This window comes from Raoultibacter timonensis (assembly GCF_900240215.1).
GTDB classification, from domain to species: domain Bacteria; phylum Actinomycetota; class Coriobacteriia; order Coriobacteriales; family Eggerthellaceae; genus Raoultibacter; species Raoultibacter timonensis.
Genome location: NZ_LT964679.1, coordinates 264389 through 283938, shown reverse-complemented (window position 1 = coordinate 283938; position 19550 = coordinate 264389). Strand labels below are relative to the sequence as shown.

The window sequence follows — 19550 nt, the reverse complement described above, 5'->3', positions numbered from 1 at the left end:
CTTCCGCCGGCCCGCCGGTCGCCGCAACGGGTACCTGCGCGCTCGGCGTTTCGAGCCCTGTCGCCCAGCGGCAGTCCGTCCGCATGCAGGGCGACCGCGGGCGGCCGCCCGAAAGCGCGGCAACGCAAAAAAAAGGGGGGGGTTCTGCGCGTTCGCGAACCCCCTTTGCCCATCATATCGGCATCGCGGCCAGAATACGGCCGCTACGCTGCCCTAACGTCCACGAGACGGATTGCTCGGCAGCGGCGGAAAGGGCGGCGGCAGGGCTGCCCCGCATTCGGGGCAGATGCGTACGTCGTTGTCGGGTTCGAGACGACCGCACGCCGGGCATTCCCGCTTGCCCAGCTTGTCCTTCATCTCGTCGGCCCGTCCGCACCTGTTGCACAGATTACAGCAGTAGCACATGCATGCAGCCTTTCCGAACTCGTTGCATGCGCGCAAGACCGCCTCCCGCGCGCATGATTATCCTTCATTGCCTGGCGGACGCCGCACGCTTGCTGCGCGCGGTGCCCGCACAACGAATCGCATGATCCGATGCAGCCCTCAGCACACGAGCGCCGAGGGCCTCGTACACGGCGCTACCCTACTCGCAGGGCGCCCAAAGCACCTGCTTCGGCTTCTTGGCGAGCTTTGCCGCCAGCTCCTCGATGGTGCCGAACTCCATGCAGAACGCCTGGCAATGGTGCACGCACGACGGATCCTTGCCGGCAGCCACGCGATCGGCGCACAGATCGCACAGATCGGTGGGGACGGGAATCTTGTTCCAGTTGAAGCAGTTGCCGCCTTCGCCGGAATCGTCCTTCTGCCAAGGGCCGTCGTCGAGCACGCGGATGCCCCATTTGCCGACGGGAAGCTTGTGCTCCTCTTTGCAGGCCACCACGCAGCTCTCGCAGCCGGTGCAGTACTCGTAGTCGATCAGAAGTCCATAGTCAGCCATGGTTACACCAACTTCCCAAATTTTTCAACGACAAGGTCCATGTCAGTGTCGTAGCTTTCCTTCAACGGGGCAATGCTGCAGCAGTTGCACTTGTAGGGTCCGCCGTAGCCGAGCTTCGAGTTGTAGTGGTTGGATACGAGGTCGTTCACGTTCGACTGCCACAAGCCGTACAGGCCCTTTTCATCGGCATGGTCGGTCTTGACGTAGCCGTTGCGGATATGGGTTCCGTTGACGTCGAACTCCAAGGGGCCGTCTTCCAGGATCTCGCCGACGGGAACGATCTCGTCGCGCGCCTCGTCATCGGCGGGCATCTCGGGGAACCACCAACCGTGATCGGTCTGGACGGTGCCCTTCTTCACGACGGGAGAAACGACGGCCTTGAACTTCGCGCGGCCGAAGTCGTTTTTGATCTCCACCCATTGGCCCTCCGCGACGCCGATCTCGGCAGCGTCTTCGGGGTGTATCTCGATGATCGGGTTGGGATGCAGCTCACGCAGCACGGGAATCTGGCGATGCTCGGCATGGAACGACGCGTAGTTGCGCGCGCCCGTGGTGAGGATGAAGGGGTACTTCTCCGCCAACTCGGGATCCTTATGCGGGCTGAACGCCGGCTCCTGATAATAGGGCAGCGGGTCTTCGCCGTACTGCGCATACGCCGTCGACCACAGCTCCACGCGACCCGTCGGGGTGAGGAAGCCGGGATGACGGTCGGGGCGCAGCTTGCCGGTTTCGTACTTGCGGTAGTTCACACCGCGCTGATAGCCGACCCTCTTGCGCAGGCTGTCGAAGTCCATGCGAATGGGGCCGGAAGTGCGGCGCTGCGTAAGGAAATCCTCGAGGTCCTTGAACATGCGCTCGCCGTTCTCATCTTTCAGGCAATCCTGATCCAGGTACTCGCCGAGCTCGATGATGAGATCCATATCGGCCTTAACCTCGCCTACGTCGACCGCCTTGTTGACGGCTCCGTAGAAGACCGGAGATCCGCCGTAATGGGTCATGACCACGTCGTCCTTCTCGGCACAGGAAGCCAAGGGCAGGAACAGGTCGCACGCCGCCTCGATGGCAGGCGTTATGAACAGGTCTGTCGCCATGCAGAACTCGAGGTTCTTGAGGCCCTCGTACCAGCCGTGAGGCTGCGCGCAGCAGGTCGGCGCGAGCAGCGTGGTGGACTGGATCCAGCCCATGCGGATCCGGTAGGGCTCGCCCTTGGTCATGGCATCGAACATGATGTCCGCCTGAGCGTTGCGGATGTTGTCGACGTAGAGCGGATACTCCTTGTAGCCGATGGTCTTGTCGCGCAGCTCTTCGGGCAGGCTGTCCCAGCCGATACGGCGAGTGGGGCGCGCCGCATCTTCGGCGGAGTTGTCGTCGGCGCCCGCATCGGCCTTGTCGAGGTTGAATTCGGCCTTCTCCCCGTCGACGGCGAGCTCGTCTTTGACGCCGGGTGCGGGGTCGATCTCGGCGACGATCTGGCCGCCGGGAACATCGATGTTGCCCGTGATGGCCATGAGGGCGAGTACGCAGTGCGCAGCCTGGTTGCCGTTCTGGTTCTGGTCGAAGGCGAGGCCCCATGCGATGGAGGCGGGCTTTGCGGCAGCGTACATGCGGGCCGCCTTGTAGATGTCTTCGACGGGAACCTCGCAGATCTCAGCGGCCTTCTCGGGCGTCATGCCCATTTCGGGATCGTTGATGCGGTCGGCGAACTCCGCGAACCCGTACGTCCAGCATTCGACGAACTCGTGGTCGTAGAGATCCTCGTTGATGATGACCCACAGCCATGCCATAGCCATGGCGGTATCGGTGCCGGGACGCACGCGCAAGTGTACTTCGGCGCGCGTGGCCAGCCAGTTGACGCGGGGGTCGACGCTGATGAGCTTCGCCCCGCGCTTCATGAGGTCGATGACGGCATGACCCCACAGGCCGTCGCCGTTGGATGCGAGCGGCATCTTGCCCCACATGACCATGACCTCGGGAACCCGATAAACGGGGTTGTCGTAGGTGCCCTCGAGGCCGCCCGCGTAGTCCATCTCGGGATAGTAGGCGCCGAGCACATGCGAACAGGACATCGAACGGGGCTGATAGCAGGCGTAGCCAGACTGGGTGTAGCAGGCGTTGGGCGTGCCGAGCACCGCCTGCGCCATATCGGACACGAGGATGCCGCCCGAACGCCCCGTGCCGGAGAACACGGCCATCGATTCCGCGCCGTAGGTATCGCGGAAGTAGTCGCGCTTCTCCTTGACGATGGCGAAGGCTTCCTCCCACGTGATGCGCTCCCACTTATCGTGCTGGCCGCGGAACTCCGGATCGCGCTTCATCGGATAGATGACGCGGCTCGGGTTGTACACGTAGTCTTTCAACGCCAAGCACCGAGCGCACAGCCGCCCCTTGGTGATCGGATTGTTCTCGTCGCCCTCGACGTGGTCGAGCCGACCATCTTTATCCACATAAAGCTTGAGGCCGCATCCTACGGGATGACATCCCGGAGGCGACCACATGGAGGTGCGCACGACGGTGAAATCGCCGTCTTCGTACGTCCACGGCTTTCCCAGGTCATTTTTAAACTCCATACCGTTCCTTCCTCTCTCGCTGCTTGCGCACACCGAAACGCTGTGCTTGCGGGCACTATACGGCGGCGCCGATCGCCTGTCATGAACCGAATATGCTTATTGTTCCAGCAGGCGTTTTTTGCCTAAGCATTGAGTGTTTATTTTTCTATGAAATAGCTTTTGTTCAGGTCTTTTGTAAAAACAACGCGTATGCGGGAAATCCGGAAGCACCCGGCCTCGAAGCCCTCGCGGTAGTTCTTGCCGCTGCGCGCTCGCCTTTCGCGCGCAACGAAAAAGCGCCCCGCATCCCGCGCCATGCCGATCGTCAGCACTTCGTCGACGGGGCCTCGGGCAGAACCGAGCCGTCGGCGTCAACCCAATGCAACCGCCTGCGGTACACGTAGGCGAGCCGCGTCGTGATGAATCCGAGCGCCGTGATGCCGATACCGAGGACGAACGCAGGGATGAAGCTGCCCGTCGCGTCGAAGATGGCCCCCACCGTCACCGGGCCGAAGCACCCTATGACACCCGTGCCTATACGGGCGTAGGTGAAGATGGCCGGAAAATCTCGCTCCCCGAAAATCTGTCTGATCAAAAGCGGCGTCGAAACCGACACAAGCGAATTCTGCGCTCCGAACAAGAAAGCGGAGATATACAGCATAACGAGGTTGCCGCCCGAGAAAATGAAACCGATGAACCCGAGTGCCACCATTGCCAACTGAATGTTGACGGTAAGCTGGACTCCCACCTTGTCGTTGAGCCACCCGACGAAGAGTTTCTCGACCACGTTTCCGATCATCACCGCCGTCAAGAGAGACGACCCGACAAGCGCCGAATGCCCCACCGATTGGGCGAATCCCGGTAAATGAGAATTGAATCCGGCAAAGTACGCGATGAGGCCCGCGAACAGGAACATGCAGACGAACGGCACGGTCTTGAGCGCCTTCTTGAGCGGAACACCGGGAAGCGCCAGGTGCTTCTCCTCCCGGCTGAGCTCAGCGCGCTCATCCTCCTCGGTCCACCCGTAGGGGCGCAGGCCCATGTCCTCGGGGCGCAGCTTGAACACGAACGCCGTCCAGGGAAGCACGAGCACCGCCATGATGATTGCCGCAATGAAATATGCATTGCGCCATCCGAAATCTTGGATGAAGATCGTGAAGAGCGGAGAGAGCGCCGCGCCTCCGATGCCCGAAAACGACATAGCGATGCCGAGGGCTATGCCGCGGCGCTTCTTAAACCAATTTCCGATAAGGATCGGAGCAGGCACAACGAAGATGAAGCTGCCCGCCAAACCGAACACGATTCCGGATATCCACCATTGCCATGCGGCGGTATACGTTCCCATGAGGGCCACGGCGACCACGACGAGGGCGAACGAAACGCTCAGCAAAACGTTGATGTTGTATTTCGTAATCCACTTGCCGACGATGGGCATGGCAAACACAGTAGCTATGAAATAAAACGTAAGGTACATCGATATCTCCGACCGCAGAAGACCGAGATCCTCGCAGACGGGAACGAAGAACACGCCCGCAGCATCGAGCACAGCACCAAGACCGCCAGCCTGCATGAAGCAGCAGCCGATCATGATCACCCATGCGTAATGCAAACGCGGAGCCTTTTTTTTCATGGAAATCACCTATCTATCGGGCGACGCGTAAAACGCGTCCTACATAGATCGCGGGGCTTTTAGATTCAGCCTGCACGCGCATATCCGACCGCATGCAGGCACCAATTCTTTGAGCTGCGCCCGCACCGCCGATCGCAGCGGCGCGGGCGCTCAGATTCCATCCGTGCGACCGGCACTCGTCGCATAGTAGGTGTAATGTTACCTGTTTACCGCAATTACGCGCGGGTTTTATCGGGTTCGCCTTCGACCGTCCACTTATCGCGGAACTTCTTCGCCGTGGTGCACGCGATAACCATGCAGGCGGCAATGATGACGAAGAACACGATGCCGCAACCGTACGCGGTCTGGAAGCCGCCCGTCATGCCGGCAACCATGGCAACGAACGTGGCGCCGATGCCGCCGAGGATGGCGATCGGCATGTTCATGTACGAGTAGATCTCGCCGTAGCGACGATCGCCGTAGCACGCACGGGTCACGAGCGGCAGACCGACCGACATCATCGCGTCGCCCGTACCGATGCAGAAGCCGGCAATGAGCATGGGCACCTGGTTGTCGCCCATGAACAGCACCATCAGCAAGAAGCCGATCATGCTGACGACGGAGAAGCCGACCATGGCGTTTTTGATGCCGATCTTGTCGGCCAGAGTGCCCAGCGTGATCTTGCCCAGGATGTTGCCGACGGCGGCCGCAGAAATCATCGTTGCGCCGAGGATGGCAAGCTCGGAACCACCGACCGACTGCACAGCCGTGGGCATCATCGACTTGTATCCGCCGCCGAGCGAAATCAGACCCGCGCCGACGAGGATGGCCCAGAATGCGATCGTACCGAGCGCGAACTTACCGCTAACGCCGCTCTTCTTCGCCTCTTCACCGCCGACGGTTTCTTCCTTCTCGATGCCGTACGGCTTGAGTCCCACATCTTCGGGACGCGTGCGGAAGAAGAAGAACGCAGGGATGAGGATCAGGACGGCAGCCACGACCGCTTCAACCATAAAGCCCGTCTTATACCCGCTCGACTGAATGATGCCCGCAAACGTAGGCGACCACACGAAGGTGCCAACCCCGGTGAAAGCGGAAGCTATGCCGAGGAACTTGCCAGCCTGCTTCGGAGCGAACCAGTTGTTGATGAGAACCGATGGACCCACCAGGAAAATCACAGGACCAGCCAAACCGAACAGCGCACCGGAGATGTAAATCTGCCACACTTCGGTCCACACCGTCATCAAAAGAAGGCCGACAACGATGAGGATGCCGCTCGCGCCGAACAGAATGCGTGCGTCAACCTTGTCGAACAAGCGGCCGCAGAACGGCAGCCAAACAAGCATGACGTACGAATACACAGTCATAAGCAGCGTCACCTGTGTAACATCAGGTCCGCCCGTCTCAGGGTTCACCAAGCCAAACGCCATCGCCATCGGTGCGAAGTAGTTGCCCATGACGTTGAGCACCAAGCCCATGCCGCCGGCCATCATCATGCAGACGCCGATGAAGACGAGCCAAGCCCGATGCATCCCCTTTTTTTCTTCAGTCATTGTTTCACCTTTCCCCAGGATTCCTCCAGGATTGAATCTCGATCGATTTGACCGTCCGGATTCCGCTTCGCCTCACCTCCCGCACTCGCTCCGCACGCGCCACCGGAACCGTTCCGTACGACCCGGGATCGAATTGGGCTGATTCTGTTCCGATTCGACGGGTTTTGCATGGGGCGTGGTTTCCTATCTGGATGAAAACGCCCGAAAATAAGGTTCAGAAGCTAAGCAATGAAGTATTATGTGATCTTCTGAACTGGTGTTTTACGGCATTTTGCCGCAGCAAAACAAAGCGCGGCAGCCGAGGCCGCCGCGCTTCGAACCACAGAATCAGGAGCCTAGCGCGTAAACAGCGCGCAACGGGACGTCCCGTCGATCTTCTTGGCAAGCTCGTCCACTTCGCCGTAGTACATGCACCACGCCTGGCAGTGCTGCACGCACATGGGAAGCTTTCCCTTCTCGGTGCGATCCGCGCACATGTCGCACGCTTTCGTGATAACCGGGAGCCACGTCCACTCCCAGCGGTCCTTGCCCGTCTTGCCTTCGTACTCGAACGGTCCCGTCTCGGTGAGCTTGATGCCGAACTCGCCAGCGGGTAAATCAAGATGCTTCTTGCACGCCACCTCGCAGGAATGGCAGCCCGTGCAGAACTCGTAGTTGATGAGTATCCCCTTCATTTAGAATCGACCTCCCTCGCGTGTCGTATTGTCGGTTGTCCATGCAAAGGGCTGCCCGGCTACGTAATCGCTGCGGAAACCGCCCAATTGCGTGACGACCTCGCCTGGCGTGGGCTCGGCCACATCCTCGGTGCACTTGTAGATCTTGCATACGATGCTCTTGAGGGGATTGCCGATGCCGCCCTGCCCCGTTTCGAAGGAAGCGGTGAGGTTGTTGATGTTGCACTCGAACGTACCGAACAGATGGGGGAACGCCGGCTCCTCCTCGGGGAACCACCATCCGTGCTCCGCGTGGATGTACTGGGGATTGAGCGTCGGATCAATGGTGACCTTCTGACGGCACCTGCCCTCGGTGTTCTCGATCCAAATCCACTCGCCCTCGGAAAGACCGTACTCTTCGGCCGTCTTCGTCGACACCTTCACGAGCGGCATGGGATGGAATTCGCGCATCGTAGCCTGCTGGCGGTTCTCGGAATGGAAGAACTCGTACGAACGGGATCCGTTGATGCAGATGAAAGGATACTCTTTCTTGAATTCCGGATCGGTAAGCCACCTTTTGGCCGAAAGCGATTCCACATGCTCGGCAAGCGGCGGAATGCCCCAAGCGCCGAACGTCGCATACGGTACGAGCTCGATGCGGCCCGAGGGAGTGGCGAACCCGGGCTGCCCGTCGGGGCGCAGCAGGCCCTTTTCGTACTTACGGTAGGTCGCGCAGAAGTCGTCGTACTCGTAGCCGCCCTTCTGCACGAGAGCATCGAACGAGCAGTTTCCGTCGTCGTGATGCTTCTTCCAGTAGTCGGTATGAACGTCGTCGACTTCGATCATGCCCGCCTTCGAACGTCCTGCGCTCTTGTAGCTCTTTCCGGTGTCGGGATCGTAGATGTTGAAACCCACGTCGAGGTAGTCCTGGAGCAACGCATCGAGCGTCGGCCAGCGCTTCTGGAAGAGCTCGGGGTTGAGCTTGTTGCCGAGCGCCACGATAAGCTCCTCGTCCGACTTCGCTTCGTACCACTCGCTCACGGCCTTCATCGCACGCAAGGGAGTCCACCACACGCGCATCGAATCGCGCTCGGCAGTGGTTTTCAGGGGAAGGAAGATGTCGGCGTACGCTACGGCGGTCGGCGTCATATACGGATCGGCCACGACGCAGAACTCGACGTTTTCGAGCATCTTATGAACGCGGGGGGCCGCCGTCGCGGAGCACGAGATGCCGTTGGACCCCTGCGACCAGAACATCTTGATAGGATACGGCTCGCCGGTCTCGAAGGCGCGGTTGACCGCGTCGCAGTCGGCCATGCCGATGAACTGGACGCATCCGGGATGCACGAGATCGACCGTGAGCTTCTTCGCGAACGTGTCGGGATCGCAGTACAGCTGCGCCGTCGCATACCCGGGGTTGATCTCGAACCCGTTGCGCACGAGGATGTTGGTTCCCGGCTTGTCGATGTTACCGCATACGCTCATGAGGTTGGAAACCGTCTGGCAAAGCTGGATGGAGTCGACCTGCGTATCGAACGCAAGACCCCACTGGATGGCACCGCGCTCGGCGTTGGCATAGAAGCGGGCGGCCGCAGCGATGTCCTCGGCGGGAACCTCGCATATCTCGGCGGCCCATTCGGGCGTGTACTGGGCTACGTGTTCCTTGAGCTCGTCGTAATAGGCGCACCAGTATTCGATGAACTCATGGTCGACAAGGTCCTCCTGCGTGATGACGTTCAGCCACGCAAGCGCTAGTGCAAGGTCGGTGGCAGGCCTGATGGGAAGCCAGTATTCGGCGCGAGCACCCCACCAGGTAAGCTGCGGGTCGATCGAGATGAATTCGGTGCCCATCTGCATGCACACGTTGAGCCAGTGGCCCAGATATCCATCCGCGTTCGAGCGCAACGGCTCGCAACCCCAAATCACGACGACGTCGGGGCGCTCCCACTCGGGGTTCGCGTAGCGGTCTTCGTGGCCCTCGGATGCATCCACGATCGGGAAATCTCCGATACCCGCTGCCGTTCCGCACGTGCGGGGCAGATAGCAGGAGTAGCCCGAGAAGCCGATGGCTCCGATGTTGGGGGTACCGAGGCATGCGCCTCCGAGGAACGGAACCCACGACGAGATGTTGCGGCCGGTTCCGTGGTTCACGAAAATCGACTCGCGTCCGAAGCCCGCCTCGTCGATGTTGACGCGAATCCAGTCGGCGATCTCATCGAGAGCCTCTTCCCACGTGATGCGCTCCCATTTGTTCTCGCCGCGCTTGCCTGCTCGCCTGAGCGGGTACTTCGGCCTATCGGCGTAGTTTACCCCCTCAACGAGGTTCAGGCAGCGCATGCACAGCCTGCCGTTTGCGCAGGGATCGAGCGGATCCCCCTCGACCTTCTCGAGCTTGCCGTCCTTCGTGTACATGAGCACGCCGCACGAATCGTGGCACCCCGGAGCGGAATACGTATAGGTACGCGTAACGGTGTAGCCGTCTTCCTCCCACTGCCATTCGCCCTCATGGTAAGCCTTGCGGTCCACCCCGTCTAAGAAGGCTTGATAATCAAATAGCATAAGCACCTCTTCCCTTTTCGTCTTCGAACGCAGTCGCAGTCCGCTCGAGCGAATCGGATGCGAACAACGCCTTTTCCGCAACGATAGAAGATGGGAGATGGGCTTTCATGGGGCGAGAAAGATTAATTATCCCGAGCTAAGCCCCCAAGGGTTAGATGAATCGCACGTCCCGCAGAAAGCCGAGCGCGCTTCAATCGGAGTTCGAAACGTCCACTTCCGTTTCTTCGACAAGGTTCATCAGCTCCTGTCGGGAATGGACGCCAGTTTTCTGGTAGATGTTGTAGATATGCGCCTTGGCGGTATGCGACGAGATGACGAGCTTCTCGGTTATGTACTCGGCATTGCGGCCTTTTGCCAGCATGACCAATACCTCTTTCTGCCTGTTCGACAGGTCGTAGCGCTCGGCTACGGCTTCGCATTTAAGATAGAATATCCCCGGGCGCGTCAACCTCGTCTCGTCACCGCCTTCGGCTTCGCTCTGCTCGCCCTGTTCGCTCGCGATGCGCCGGATAGGGGTGCCGGGGCCTGCGACGAGCACCGGCTCCTCTTCGCCCGCGTTGGCTTTCGCCTCCGCCTGCTTGAATCTGCTTTTGTCGGGATAATTGTCCTCGGTCATGACGAACGATGCCGAGAAGATGACGAGCGCCATGAACAGAATGACCGAGAGCGTCGTTGCCGTAGAACCGAACTGCTCGACCGCCGATTCCGAGAACCCGGCAAACGAAATTACCATGCCGAGGGCAACTCCGCCGAAGCTGATAAGGCGACCGAACGAGAACGCCCGAATGGCCGAGAGATCGCACAGCACCACATGGCGGCAGATGGCCGAAAGAGAGCAGGTGGTCGGGAAGATGGCGCCGCACAAAAGCAGCACGGCGAAAACGAAGCGGATCTCTTCCTGCACGAACAGGAGGGGAAACACGACCACTGCGGAAAAAGGCAAGAACAGCCGCATGGTTGCGGTTTCGTTCGCTACGTTCTTGTGCAGCGAATCGATGAGCAACCCGATGCACGTCACCAACAGCGCCACTTCGATCAAAACGAATACGCCCGACTGTGCCGACTGCGTCGACAGGATGCACCCGAGCGCGAACCCGAGGGCCATGCCCGACGTCGCCGTCGCAAGATACGAACGCCACACCACCTGGCTGCGCTTGTCGGAAACCTTCGCCTTAACCGCCTCCGCCTTATCGATGCGCAACAGAGCCATGGCGACGATGTAGGCAACGATCGCGATCGCTGGGAAGATGATCGCGAATACGAAGCTCGTATCGGGGCCGGCGAACAGAATGCCCGTGCACATGAGAACGCTTGCAGCGAAAATGCCGACGATGTAAGGCTTGACGTCGGTCTTGAAAAACAGGCAGATGTACTCGCCGTACAGGGTGTACACCAACGAGAAACCGCATCCGAGCGCAAAGCCGAAAGCCCCGTACCACGACGCGGCAAGCTCGTAAAACGAGAGACCCGCGCAGCCGACGAAGGTGAAGACGGCGGCGCAGCACACCTGCGCGACCCGGTGCGACGAGAACCAGTCCGAAAATTTCCAGCAAGCCAAAAGCGCCGTACAGCATCCGGCCAAGAACGAAAGGTGGGCAGCACCCGTCGCAACGCCTTCGAGATCCGCGAAAGGTATGAATATCGACGTTCCCAGCATGACGAACAGCCACGAAAAGCACGCTATCGCGCCTATAAGCCCGACCAGAATGCGCGCATTGACGAGAATCCATCCGCCGCCCGCGTCATTCGACGGCGCTTGGTCGACACGAAACTCCGGCATGCTCCGTTCCTCGCCCATCGTCTTCACTCCGTTTTCAGCCAACGGTATCACCCCCATACGATCATCGCCCTGGTCGGCCTTTCCCGAAGGCGAAGAAAAACTCCCGTCGCGTCCCACACTCTCATCTAAAAGTAATGTATTGCTGTTTCTACCTCCGTACCTCGGCAGTACCCGGGTGCCCCAAGCGCGATCGTTTCGCTATGGTTAAGTTTAGATATCCGATCAGAGAAGCAAAGGGGCAAAACATCCTAATCAACGGTCCGAAGGAGCGAACCATAATACCTCAGGTATTAGACCGTCGGCAAATATAGGGCATCTCTGTGCATGCTTCCCCGTTACGCCAATGTCCATAATGTGGACGACCCGGGCCCGCCCGGAGACGGAACGTTATTGAGAAAGGATGCACGTATGTGTTTTAGACCTGCTGCGGTTTCGCTCGATCGAAACTGTCCGAAGTGCGGTGCCACTTGCCCCGCCGATGCCGAATCATGCCCCTCCTGCGGAGAAAAGCTTCCCGCCGTTGCCTCAGCTCCGGGTGCACCCGGAGCTCCTGGAACCCCCAAAGCGCCGGGTGCCCCCGGCGCACCCGGTGCACCCGGAGCTCCCGGAGCTCCCGGAGCTCCCGGAGCTCCCGGAGCTCCGAAATAGCGTATCGCGCACGACGCGTCTGAAAAGAGACCCCCACGGGTCTCTTTTTTTGATGCCTCCTTTGCGCGACGCTCCCGCGCGCATACGCCCAGCAGGTGCTTCTCCCGAGAAATAGGCCGTCATTGCTAATGCTTTTCGAGCCCTCGGAGGCGAAATAGGGCTTCGTTCGGCATGCGGGCAAAACCCCTTGCTTCCTAGAATCAAACCGTCACGCATCGCGACGCACGGCATCGTCCGATGGTGCCAGACGACAGGAAGGAGCACTATGGCCGACTACAAGGAGTATATGGATAAGCTCGACCGCAAAGCTTACCATGAAGGCGAATGGCAGTGGCAAGAGGGGGATTTCACCGTAACGCGCACGACGCATTGGTCACCCCCCGGCTGCCATATGGGTTGCGGCGTTTTGCTGTACACCAAAGACAACAAGCTGGAGAAAGTCGAAGGCGACCCCCTCAACGCCGTCGCCAACGGAAAGCTCTGCATGCGCTGTCTCGATATGCCCGAGGCGGTCAACCATCCCGATCGGCTGAAGTACCCGATGCGTCGCGCAGGCGAACGGGGCGAAGGCAAATGGGAGCGCATCAGCTGGGATGAGGCGTACGACGAAATCACCGAGAAAGTGCTCAAGATCAAGGAAGAGCACGGATCCCAGTCCATCGTCGTCGTACACGGAACGGGCCGCAACATCGGCTGGCAAGTCCCCTATTTCGCTTCCGCATGCATGGAGACGCCCAACGTCTCGACGTTCGGATTCACGGGATTCGCCTGCTACCTCCCGCGTATGATCGGAACCTCGGCGAAGTACGGCGATATGATCATCGTCGACGCTTCCCAGGCGCATTACAACCGCTACGCGAACGAGGACTGGCAGGCGCCGGGCGTCATCCTCGTATGGGGCAACGAGCCGATCAAGTCGAACGCCGACGGATTTCTTGGCCACTGGCTCGTGCAGTGCGTGCAGATGGGATCGAAGATCATCTCCGTTGATCCCCGCCTGACCTGGTGGGGCGCTCGCGCAGCCTACTGGCTTCCCGTCAGGCCCGGGACCGACGCCGTCGTGGCCATGGCCATGCTCAACGTCATCGTCACCGAGGACCTCTACGATCACGACTTCGTCGATTGCTGGACGTACGGCTTCGAGCTGCTCGCCGAGCGCGTTGCCGACAAGACGCCCGAATGGGCGAGCCCCATCTGCGACGTCGATCCCGAAGCCATACGCGGTGCCGCACGGCTCATCGCAACCTCGTCGAGCTGCGCATGCCAGTGGGGCCTCGCTTTCGAGCAGCAGATCGCAGCGCTCGGCGTAACCGAGGCGGTCGCCGATATCATGGCCATCACCGGCAACATCGATAATCCGGGCGGCAATGCGCTGTACCGGTGCGCGTACCTCATCGAGAAGCGCTACGGGCTGGGTGACGAGTACATCGATCCCGAGGTGTATGCGAAGAAGCTCATTCCCGATAAGTCGGGCATCAACGAATCGAACATCGTCTCCTGCGCCGATTCGGATGCGATCCTCGCGGCCGTCGAGACGGGCGAGCCCTATCCCATCGAGATGTTCTGGATTCAAAGCTCCAACGCGCTTGCCTGCGCTTCGATGGATCCGGCACGCACGCGCGCAGCCCTCATGAAAGTCCCCTTCGTCGTGGTTGCCGACCCGTTCATGACCCCGACCGCCCAAGCGCTTGCCGACATCGTCCTGCCCGTCGCCATGAGCTGCGAGCGCAATTCCTGCCGTACGTGGTGGACGCCGGTTCGCACGATGGTCAAGGTGACCGATTACTACGAGGCGAAGTCTGACGAGCAGATATGTCTCGAACTCGGAAAGCGCATCAAACCCGAGCACTGGCCGTGGAAAGACGACAAGGAGTGGTGCACCTGGTATCTGACCGATCAGCTCACTCCGGGCGGCACCGAGTACGACAGGACCTGGGAGGAAACGGTCCAGAACCCGAGCGAGAACAGCTGCAACGGAACCGCCTACTGGGATTGGGACGCCACGTACCGCAAGTACGAGAAAGGCATGCTGCGCCCCGATGGGCAGCCCGGCTTCAACACCCCCACCGGGCGCATCGAGCTGTGGTCGTTCGGATACGATCACTGGGGCGTCGACCCGCTTCCCTATCATATCGAGCCGCCCGAGAGCCCGCTCTCGACGCCCGAAACGTATAAGGAATATCCGATCATCCTCTCCGGCGGAGGCCGCTCGTTCGAGTTCTTCCACTCGGAGCACCGTCAGCTGCCCACCATGCGCGAGTTCCATCCCTGGCCGCTCATCATGGTGAACCCTGTCGACTGCGAGAAATACGGCGTGCATGACGGCGAGTGGATCTGGGTCGAGAACAGCCGAGGCGCACGGTTCAAGCAGAAGGTGAAGGAGACCATCGAGGTACGCCCCGGCCGCGTCCATGCAGAACACGGCTGGTGGTTCCCCGAGCAAGAGGGCGCGGAGCCGAACTTCTACGGCACCTACGAATCGAACCTCAACAACATGACCGAAGCGTTCCGCACCGGCCAAGGCGGCATCGGCTCGGCGATCAAGAGCATGCTGTGCAAAATCTACCCGTGCCAAGAGGGCGACGTGCTGCCCCACGAAGTCATTGCAGAAAAAGGCGACTTCGCCGAATACGAGCCGGGCAAGCCCTACGAGCCGGTCGAAGAACCCGTCGTTACCGTGATGAACTAAGGAGTGAACCATGAAAGGCATTCTCATCAACTACGAATACTGCACCGGTTGCCACTCCTGCGAAGTCGCGTGCCGCAACGAGCTCGGCCTCGCGCAAGGCGAATACGGCATCAAGCTGACCGAAGTCGGCCCCTACGAATACGCTACCGACATCAAAGCGGATACCCCGTACGAATGGGTGTACAACCCCACGATCACCAAAGCCTGCAACCTGTGCGAGGCGCGCACGGCCGAAGGCAAGCTCCCCTCGTGCGTCCAAGCGTGCCAAGCTTGGTGCATGTACTACGACGATATCGAGGAGCTTGCGAAAAAGATGGACGGCAAAACCCGCTGGGCGCTTTACAGCCCGCTGCAAAGCTAGCATATGCAATGCCCTCGCCCGCCGATCACCCGAAAGGTCGGCGGGCATCCTCTCGTTCAGACCGACATAAGGGGAAATACTATGGAAGTGAATGTAGTCATCCGGGGAGAAGAGAAGTTTCAGGCGTTTATCGAAGAGAACGCAACGATCGATCTTGAAGCGGCAAAGCAGGATCTCCAAGAGCAGTTTCTCGCCGACGAGAAGGCGAATAAGTACGTGCTCGCAGCCGACAAATCCAAAGACGGCCAAGAGCACACCAAGGCGTACATGGGCGTTTGCATGACCTACGACGCCCAAGGAACCCAGATCGGCGGCGGCAAAGCCTACCTCGATAAGGGGCAGGAACCGGCGCGCAAGGATATCACCATCGTGTTCATGTAAGCGCCGCGCCGCTCTGCGGTTCGGGCGAATAGGCGTCAGGCGGGCAAGGCCGCTCGGCGCCTATTCGCCTTTCATCGCCAAACCGGCCGGCAGCAAGCGAAACGCCAGCATGATCTCCTCCCGCTCCCCTTCCGATGAAAGATCGACGGCGAAGCGTTCTTGCAGTCTATCGATCCGATAGACGAGCGTGTTGCGATGCATATGGAGCCGCTGTGCCGCTTCGTTGGCCCGTCTTTCGCACATCAGATAGGTATAGAGGATCCTCGCATCGTCGGTGCCGTGCTCGCAATCAAAACGGACGATGTCGGCGACGACGCTCTTTCGCACGCAGTACGCGATGAACGACGGGTCTTGGTTCCCGTGCTCGTACACGTAGGTTGAAAAATAGGTCCTGAACCGATACACCGGCACCTCGGGAGGCTCGATGGAGAAAAAGTCGCCCAGCGTCTTGGCATCTTGCTGGCCGTATTCGATAGCCAAGCGCGCCTGACGATACGCGAAGGAGATGTCGACGATGCAATGGAACGGATCCGAAACGCCGAACACTCCCCCGTACGCTTCCTGGAACGACGCGAGCCCGTCTCCCGGATCGGGCGCCTCGCCGTACGCATCCCCCCGGACTGCACGTCCCTCGACAAGCAGCAGAAGCCGTCCCTGGAATATGCTCGCCTTACCGAGCGGAACCATCTCAAGGAGCCTCCAGGCGTAGTACCCGAGCACGCGCTGCCCATCGTCGTCCTCGGGATCGACCTCCATCACGCACAGCCGATACTCGCCTTCGTAGGGTATCCGCGCCCGCTCGAGACGCTTACCCAATAGATCGCGGTTCTGCGGTCTCCGCATCACCAGATCGGAGAGCAAAGCCGCGTAATCTTTGTCGAACTGGTGGCGAGCGGTCCAATCGTGGCGCACGTACAGTTCGAGATAGTCGATCAGCATCTGAAACGTATCGACGAGCGCATCGCTGATCGGATTTTTCGTGCATTGCAGCACTACGTGCACGAAGTAGCTTCCGTGCATGCGGAAAACGTAGCTCAGCGTAGGGTTTTCGACGATGCGCGTCTGCTCGACGCGCACGATGCCGACCTGCGTCTGCCAGCGCTTAACGGCTCCATACCTTTTGAACTTGTCGACCGTCTCCTTCGCGTGGTACCCCTCGTCGATAAGACGCAGCACGACCGGATCGTCGATCGGCACGTCTTTCGTGTAGGCAAGCAGACGAAACGACGAATCGGTAATGGTTATGAAGTCCTCGAAGACATCGGCACCGCAATCGAGGATGCTCTGATAGTCTCCGCGTTCGAACAAAACAGCCCTCATGCGTTCGGTCCATCGCTCGTATTTCAGAAGAAAGCGACGCGCGTCCTCGAAAACAGCCGAAAAAGGCCGGTCGTCCTTCACGATGACGAACCTGGTAACGCAACTCGGAGAGATGGAGGCGAGCGTCGATCCGTCCCCGATGCCGAGCGCAAACGCCTCGGGGTGAGCCACCAGAAAATCGGCTGCCTGGCGCTCGTATCCGCAGTAGATCGTTTCCGCCTCTACGGCGCTTTCCCAGCCGTCCTCCGATGCAAGGCCGCCCGCATCGGTCGTGATAAGGGCAACCTGGGAAAAACGGGCATCCGCAATGCGGGGCGCGCTCACAACCCGATTTCCCCAATGCTCGAGCAGCATATGCATCGTAACCGACATTGTTACCTCATAACCCTCAGTTATTTTGACATATAACGCCATCATTTTCGGCATTTATACCATTCTATTCCCTTAGCAAGCTCCATACAATGACGGCGACGAGAAAGATCGACGATAGCTTGGGGGCATCGTGGACATCAAATCCCATGTAAAGAGGAACGAGGCGCTTGCACGCGAAGAGCTCGATCAGCTCCGCACGCAAGCGGATCCCGAACGCTTCTACCTCAGGTTGCAACGCTACATACGGCTGCGCTACCTCCTCGAAGACGATCCGTACTGGAATGACGACATAGCCGCCCTCACCCGATACAGCATCAGAAAAACGCTCGACCAGGCCGGCGATCCGGCAAAGCTGAGCGATCTCGGCGTCAATTGCGCCGGTTCCTCGTCGGCAACCACCAAGCATCTTCTCCTCATCATCTCCCTGCGCAAAGGACTCGGCATCGACCTCGATCCCGACGAAGCGGCTTGCGCAGAAACCGTACGGGAACTGGCAGCGTTGCTCAGAGCGGCGCTGCTGAAAGCGCACCGATAGCGCGGGATATGCGCCCCGCAGACGAGAACAGGAGCAACGCCGATGGAACACAGCTTCACAAAAGGTAAGGACATCGTGCTCAACGTACAGCCGGTGACGATTTCGATCTACCACGAGTACGTGTTCGAAGGCCCCTGCCGATTTGGCGAGGGCGAGCAGCTCACCAAAGAGTACGACCTCATGCGCATCGCCATGATCCACAAGAGCTTCGTCGATGAGGTGAACGAGAAACTCGGCGACGTCGGTTTCGTCAACATCCTCGAGCCCCTCGTCATCAAGCGCGACGAAACGTTTCCCGTCACCGACGAACTGCTCGACGAAATGGGCAAAAACGCCGACATAGCCGACCTGTACCTGATCAAATTCCATCCCTTCGGAATCGATTTCGCGCTCGCGTTCGCCCAGAAATACAAAAAACCGCTCGCCTCGGTCCTGCAATGCTGCAACGACTCGGGCATGGTCGCTTCGCTGCGGCCGCGCGGATGCGAAGCTTACGGTTGGCCAAGCTGGGAAGACGCAATCGAAGGCATGAAGGTGCTGCGTGCACGCAAGGCAATTGCCAACACGAGGGTGCTCTGCGTTCCCCGGAACAATTCGAACAATTCGCTCTCCGCACTCGATTCGTTCTACCATCACGACGAAGTTACCGAACGGCTCGGCGTGCAGTTCCGCTACTACAACCTCCACGAGTTCATGGATCAGACCAACAACGTCGATCCGACTACGAACCCGACGCTGCCCGGTAGATCGTGCGACAACATCAACGACAAGGACGAGGCGGAGATACACGCCATTGTCGACGCCCTCGCTGCAGGAGCCGCCGAATGCGACATGAAGCGCGAGGACATCTTCCCCTCGGTCAAGGCCCATTACCTCGTAAACAAGCTTCTGAACAAGCTTGGGTGCAATGCGTTCGCAGCTCCCTGCCCCGACATGTGCGCAACGAGGCGCCTGAACGAAGGCCGCTTCACGCTCTGCCTCAACCATTCGCTCAACAACGAGAACGGGGTGTGCTCGGCATGCGAGTACGACCTTTCGGCGCTCGTCTCGATGGTTCTTCTGTCGAACCTCTCGTTCAGTGCGCCCTATATGGGCAACACCTCCATCGGCAAGGTGATGAACGACCCCGAGCTCGAAGTGTCTCCCCTGCTTATGCGCAACAAGGATTCCTACGCCGATGCGGCAGACGCGATGGCTCAGGCGAACAACATCGCCTACACGTTTCACGCTACCCCGAACCGTCTGCTCGAAGGATTCGACGCCGAAAAGGCACCGTATGCGATCAGGCCGTTCGCTATGGGCGGACGCTGGGGAGCCACCATCCGCTACGACTTTAACCGCGACATCGGAAAAACCGTCACCATGTGCCGCTTCGATCCGCTGTGCGAGAAGCTGTTCATCGCCCGCGGCACCATCGTCGCCGGCATCGGATACAAAGACGAGAACTGCACCGAAGGCGTGTTCTTCGAGGTAGCCGATTCGAAGAAATTCTACGAATGCTCCCTGCAGGTCGGCAACCACATTCCGCTCGTGTACGGCGACGTGTACGACAACGCGGTCGATCTCGCAAAGATGCTCGGACTCGAAGTGCTCACGTGCGAATAAGC

At 59.7% G+C, this 19550-nt stretch carries 13 protein-coding genes; 5 read left to right on the top strand and 8 right to left on the bottom strand.

Translation table 11 applies throughout. The annotated features are described in order from the left end of the window. Positions 1–583: 583 nt before the first annotated feature. From C1722_RS01150 to C1722_RS01120, 7 genes are all read right to left on the bottom strand, one after another. Complete coding sequence (locus C1722_RS01150; protein ID WP_102377636.1) at positions 584–937, bottom strand: oxidoreductase; 354 nt, start codon at positions 935–937, stop codon at positions 584–586. Between the two features lie 2 nt (positions 938–939). After that, a complete protein-coding gene (locus tag C1722_RS01145) occupies positions 940–3504 on the bottom strand; it encodes a molybdopterin dinucleotide binding domain-containing protein (RefSeq protein WP_102377635.1) in 2565 nt (854 codons plus the stop codon). A gap of 304 nt (positions 3505–3808) precedes the next feature. Further along, the gene (locus C1722_RS01140) at positions 3809–5113 is read right to left on the bottom strand and encodes an MFS transporter (protein ID WP_102377634.1); all 1305 of its coding nucleotides are present in this window, start codon (positions 5111–5113) and stop codon (positions 3809–3811) included. A gap of 215 nt (positions 5114–5328) precedes the next feature. Beyond that, entirely contained in the window at positions 5329–6645 is a 1317-nt protein-coding gene (locus C1722_RS01135; RefSeq protein ID WP_102377633.1) for an MFS transporter, read from the bottom strand. A 335-nt stretch (positions 6646–6980) separates the two neighbouring features. Then, positions 6981–7319 carry a 4Fe-4S dicluster domain-containing protein gene (locus C1722_RS01130; RefSeq protein ID WP_102377632.1) on the bottom strand — a complete coding sequence of 113 codons (339 nt, stop codon included), beginning with the start codon at positions 7317–7319 and terminating at the stop codon, positions 6981–6983. Beyond that, positions 7320–9857 carry a molybdopterin-dependent oxidoreductase gene (locus C1722_RS01125; RefSeq protein WP_102377631.1) on the bottom strand — a complete coding sequence of 846 codons (2538 nt, stop codon included), beginning with the start codon at positions 9855–9857 and terminating at the stop codon, positions 7320–7322. A 190-nt stretch (positions 9858–10047) separates the two neighbouring features. Beyond that, a complete protein-coding gene (locus tag C1722_RS01120; protein WP_244902399.1) occupies positions 10048–11637 on the bottom strand; it encodes a response regulator transcription factor in 1590 nt (529 codons plus the stop codon). 913 nt (positions 11638–12550) lie between these two features. Between C1722_RS01120 and C1722_RS01110 the strand changes: the two genes are divergently transcribed. From C1722_RS01110 to C1722_RS01100, 3 genes are all read left to right on the top strand, one after another. Further along, entirely contained in the window at positions 12551–14974 is a 2424-nt protein-coding gene (locus C1722_RS01110) for a molybdopterin-dependent oxidoreductase (protein WP_102377629.1), read from the top strand. A 10-nt stretch (positions 14975–14984) separates the two neighbouring features. Then, positions 14985–15335: a 4Fe-4S dicluster domain-containing protein gene (locus tag C1722_RS01105; RefSeq protein WP_102377628.1), complete on the top strand. Its 351-nt coding sequence runs from the start codon at positions 14985–14987 to the stop codon at positions 15333–15335. Between the two features lie 81 nt (positions 15336–15416). Beyond that, on the top strand, positions 15417–15716 hold the full coding sequence (locus C1722_RS01100) for a hypothetical protein (protein ID WP_102377627.1): 300 nt from the start codon (positions 15417–15419) through the stop codon (positions 15714–15716). Between the two features lie 60 nt (positions 15717–15776). On the opposite strand, the gene C1722_RS01095 is transcribed toward C1722_RS01100, so the two are convergent. After that, positions 15777–17408 (bottom strand): PucR family transcriptional regulator, encoded by a 1632-nt coding sequence (locus C1722_RS01095; RefSeq protein WP_180994973.1) that lies wholly within the window; start codon positions 17406–17408, stop codon positions 15777–15779. Positions 17409–17538: 130 nt separating this feature from the next. Here C1722_RS01095 and C1722_RS01090 point away from each other — a divergent pair, with 130 nt between their 5' ends. Together C1722_RS01090 and C1722_RS01085 are read left to right on the top strand one after the other, a co-directional pair. Beyond that, the gene (locus C1722_RS01090) at positions 17539–17943 is read left to right on the top strand and encodes a hypothetical protein (protein ID WP_102377625.1); all 405 of its coding nucleotides are present in this window, start codon (positions 17539–17541) and stop codon (positions 17941–17943) included. 42 nt (positions 17944–17985) lie between these two features. Next, positions 17986–19548 carry a hypothetical protein gene (locus tag C1722_RS01085; protein WP_102377624.1) on the top strand — a complete coding sequence of 521 codons (1563 nt, stop codon included), beginning with the start codon at positions 17986–17988 and terminating at the stop codon, positions 19546–19548. The last annotated feature ends 2 nt before the right edge of the window (positions 19549–19550 follow it).

What these genes read in the sequence shown, in the direction of transcription:
- C1722_RS01150 (WP_102377636.1), bottom strand. Translation starts at nt 937, where the DNA reads ATGGCTGACTATGGACTTCTGATCGACTACGAGTACTGCACCGGCTGC.
- C1722_RS01145 (WP_102377635.1), bottom strand. Translation starts at nt 3,504, where the DNA reads ATGGAGTTTAAAAATGACCTGGGAAAGCCGTGGACGTACGAAGACGGC.
- C1722_RS01140 (WP_102377634.1), bottom strand. Translation starts at nt 5,113, where the DNA reads ATGAAAAAAAAGGCTCCGCGTTTGCATTACGCATGGGTGATCATGATC.
- C1722_RS01135 (WP_102377633.1), bottom strand. Translation starts at nt 6,645, where the DNA reads ATGACTGAAGAAAAAAAGGGGATGCATCGGGCTTGGCTCGTCTTCATC.
- C1722_RS01130 (WP_102377632.1), bottom strand. Translation starts at nt 7,319, where the DNA reads ATGAAGGGGATACTCATCAACTACGAGTTCTGCACGGGCTGCCATTCC.
- C1722_RS01125 (WP_102377631.1), bottom strand. Translation starts at nt 9,857, where the DNA reads ATGCTATTTGATTATCAAGCCTTCTTAGACGGGGTGGACCGCAAGGCT.
- C1722_RS01120 (WP_244902399.1), bottom strand. Translation starts at nt 11,637, where the DNA reads ATGCCGGAGTTTCGTGTCGACCAAGCGCCGTCGAATGACGCGGGCGGC.
- C1722_RS01110 (WP_102377629.1), top strand. Translation starts at nt 12,551, where the DNA reads ATGGCCGACTACAAGGAGTATATGGATAAGCTCGACCGCAAAGCTTAC.
- C1722_RS01105 (WP_102377628.1), top strand. Translation starts at nt 14,985, where the DNA reads ATGAAAGGCATTCTCATCAACTACGAATACTGCACCGGTTGCCACTCC.
- C1722_RS01100 (WP_102377627.1), top strand. Translation starts at nt 15,417, where the DNA reads ATGGAAGTGAATGTAGTCATCCGGGGAGAAGAGAAGTTTCAGGCGTTT.
- C1722_RS01095 (WP_180994973.1), bottom strand. Translation starts at nt 17,408, where the DNA reads ATGTCGGTTACGATGCATATGCTGCTCGAGCATTGGGGAAATCGGGTT.
- C1722_RS01085 (WP_102377624.1), top strand. Translation starts at nt 17,986, where the DNA reads ATGGAACACAGCTTCACAAAAGGTAAGGACATCGTGCTCAACGTACAG.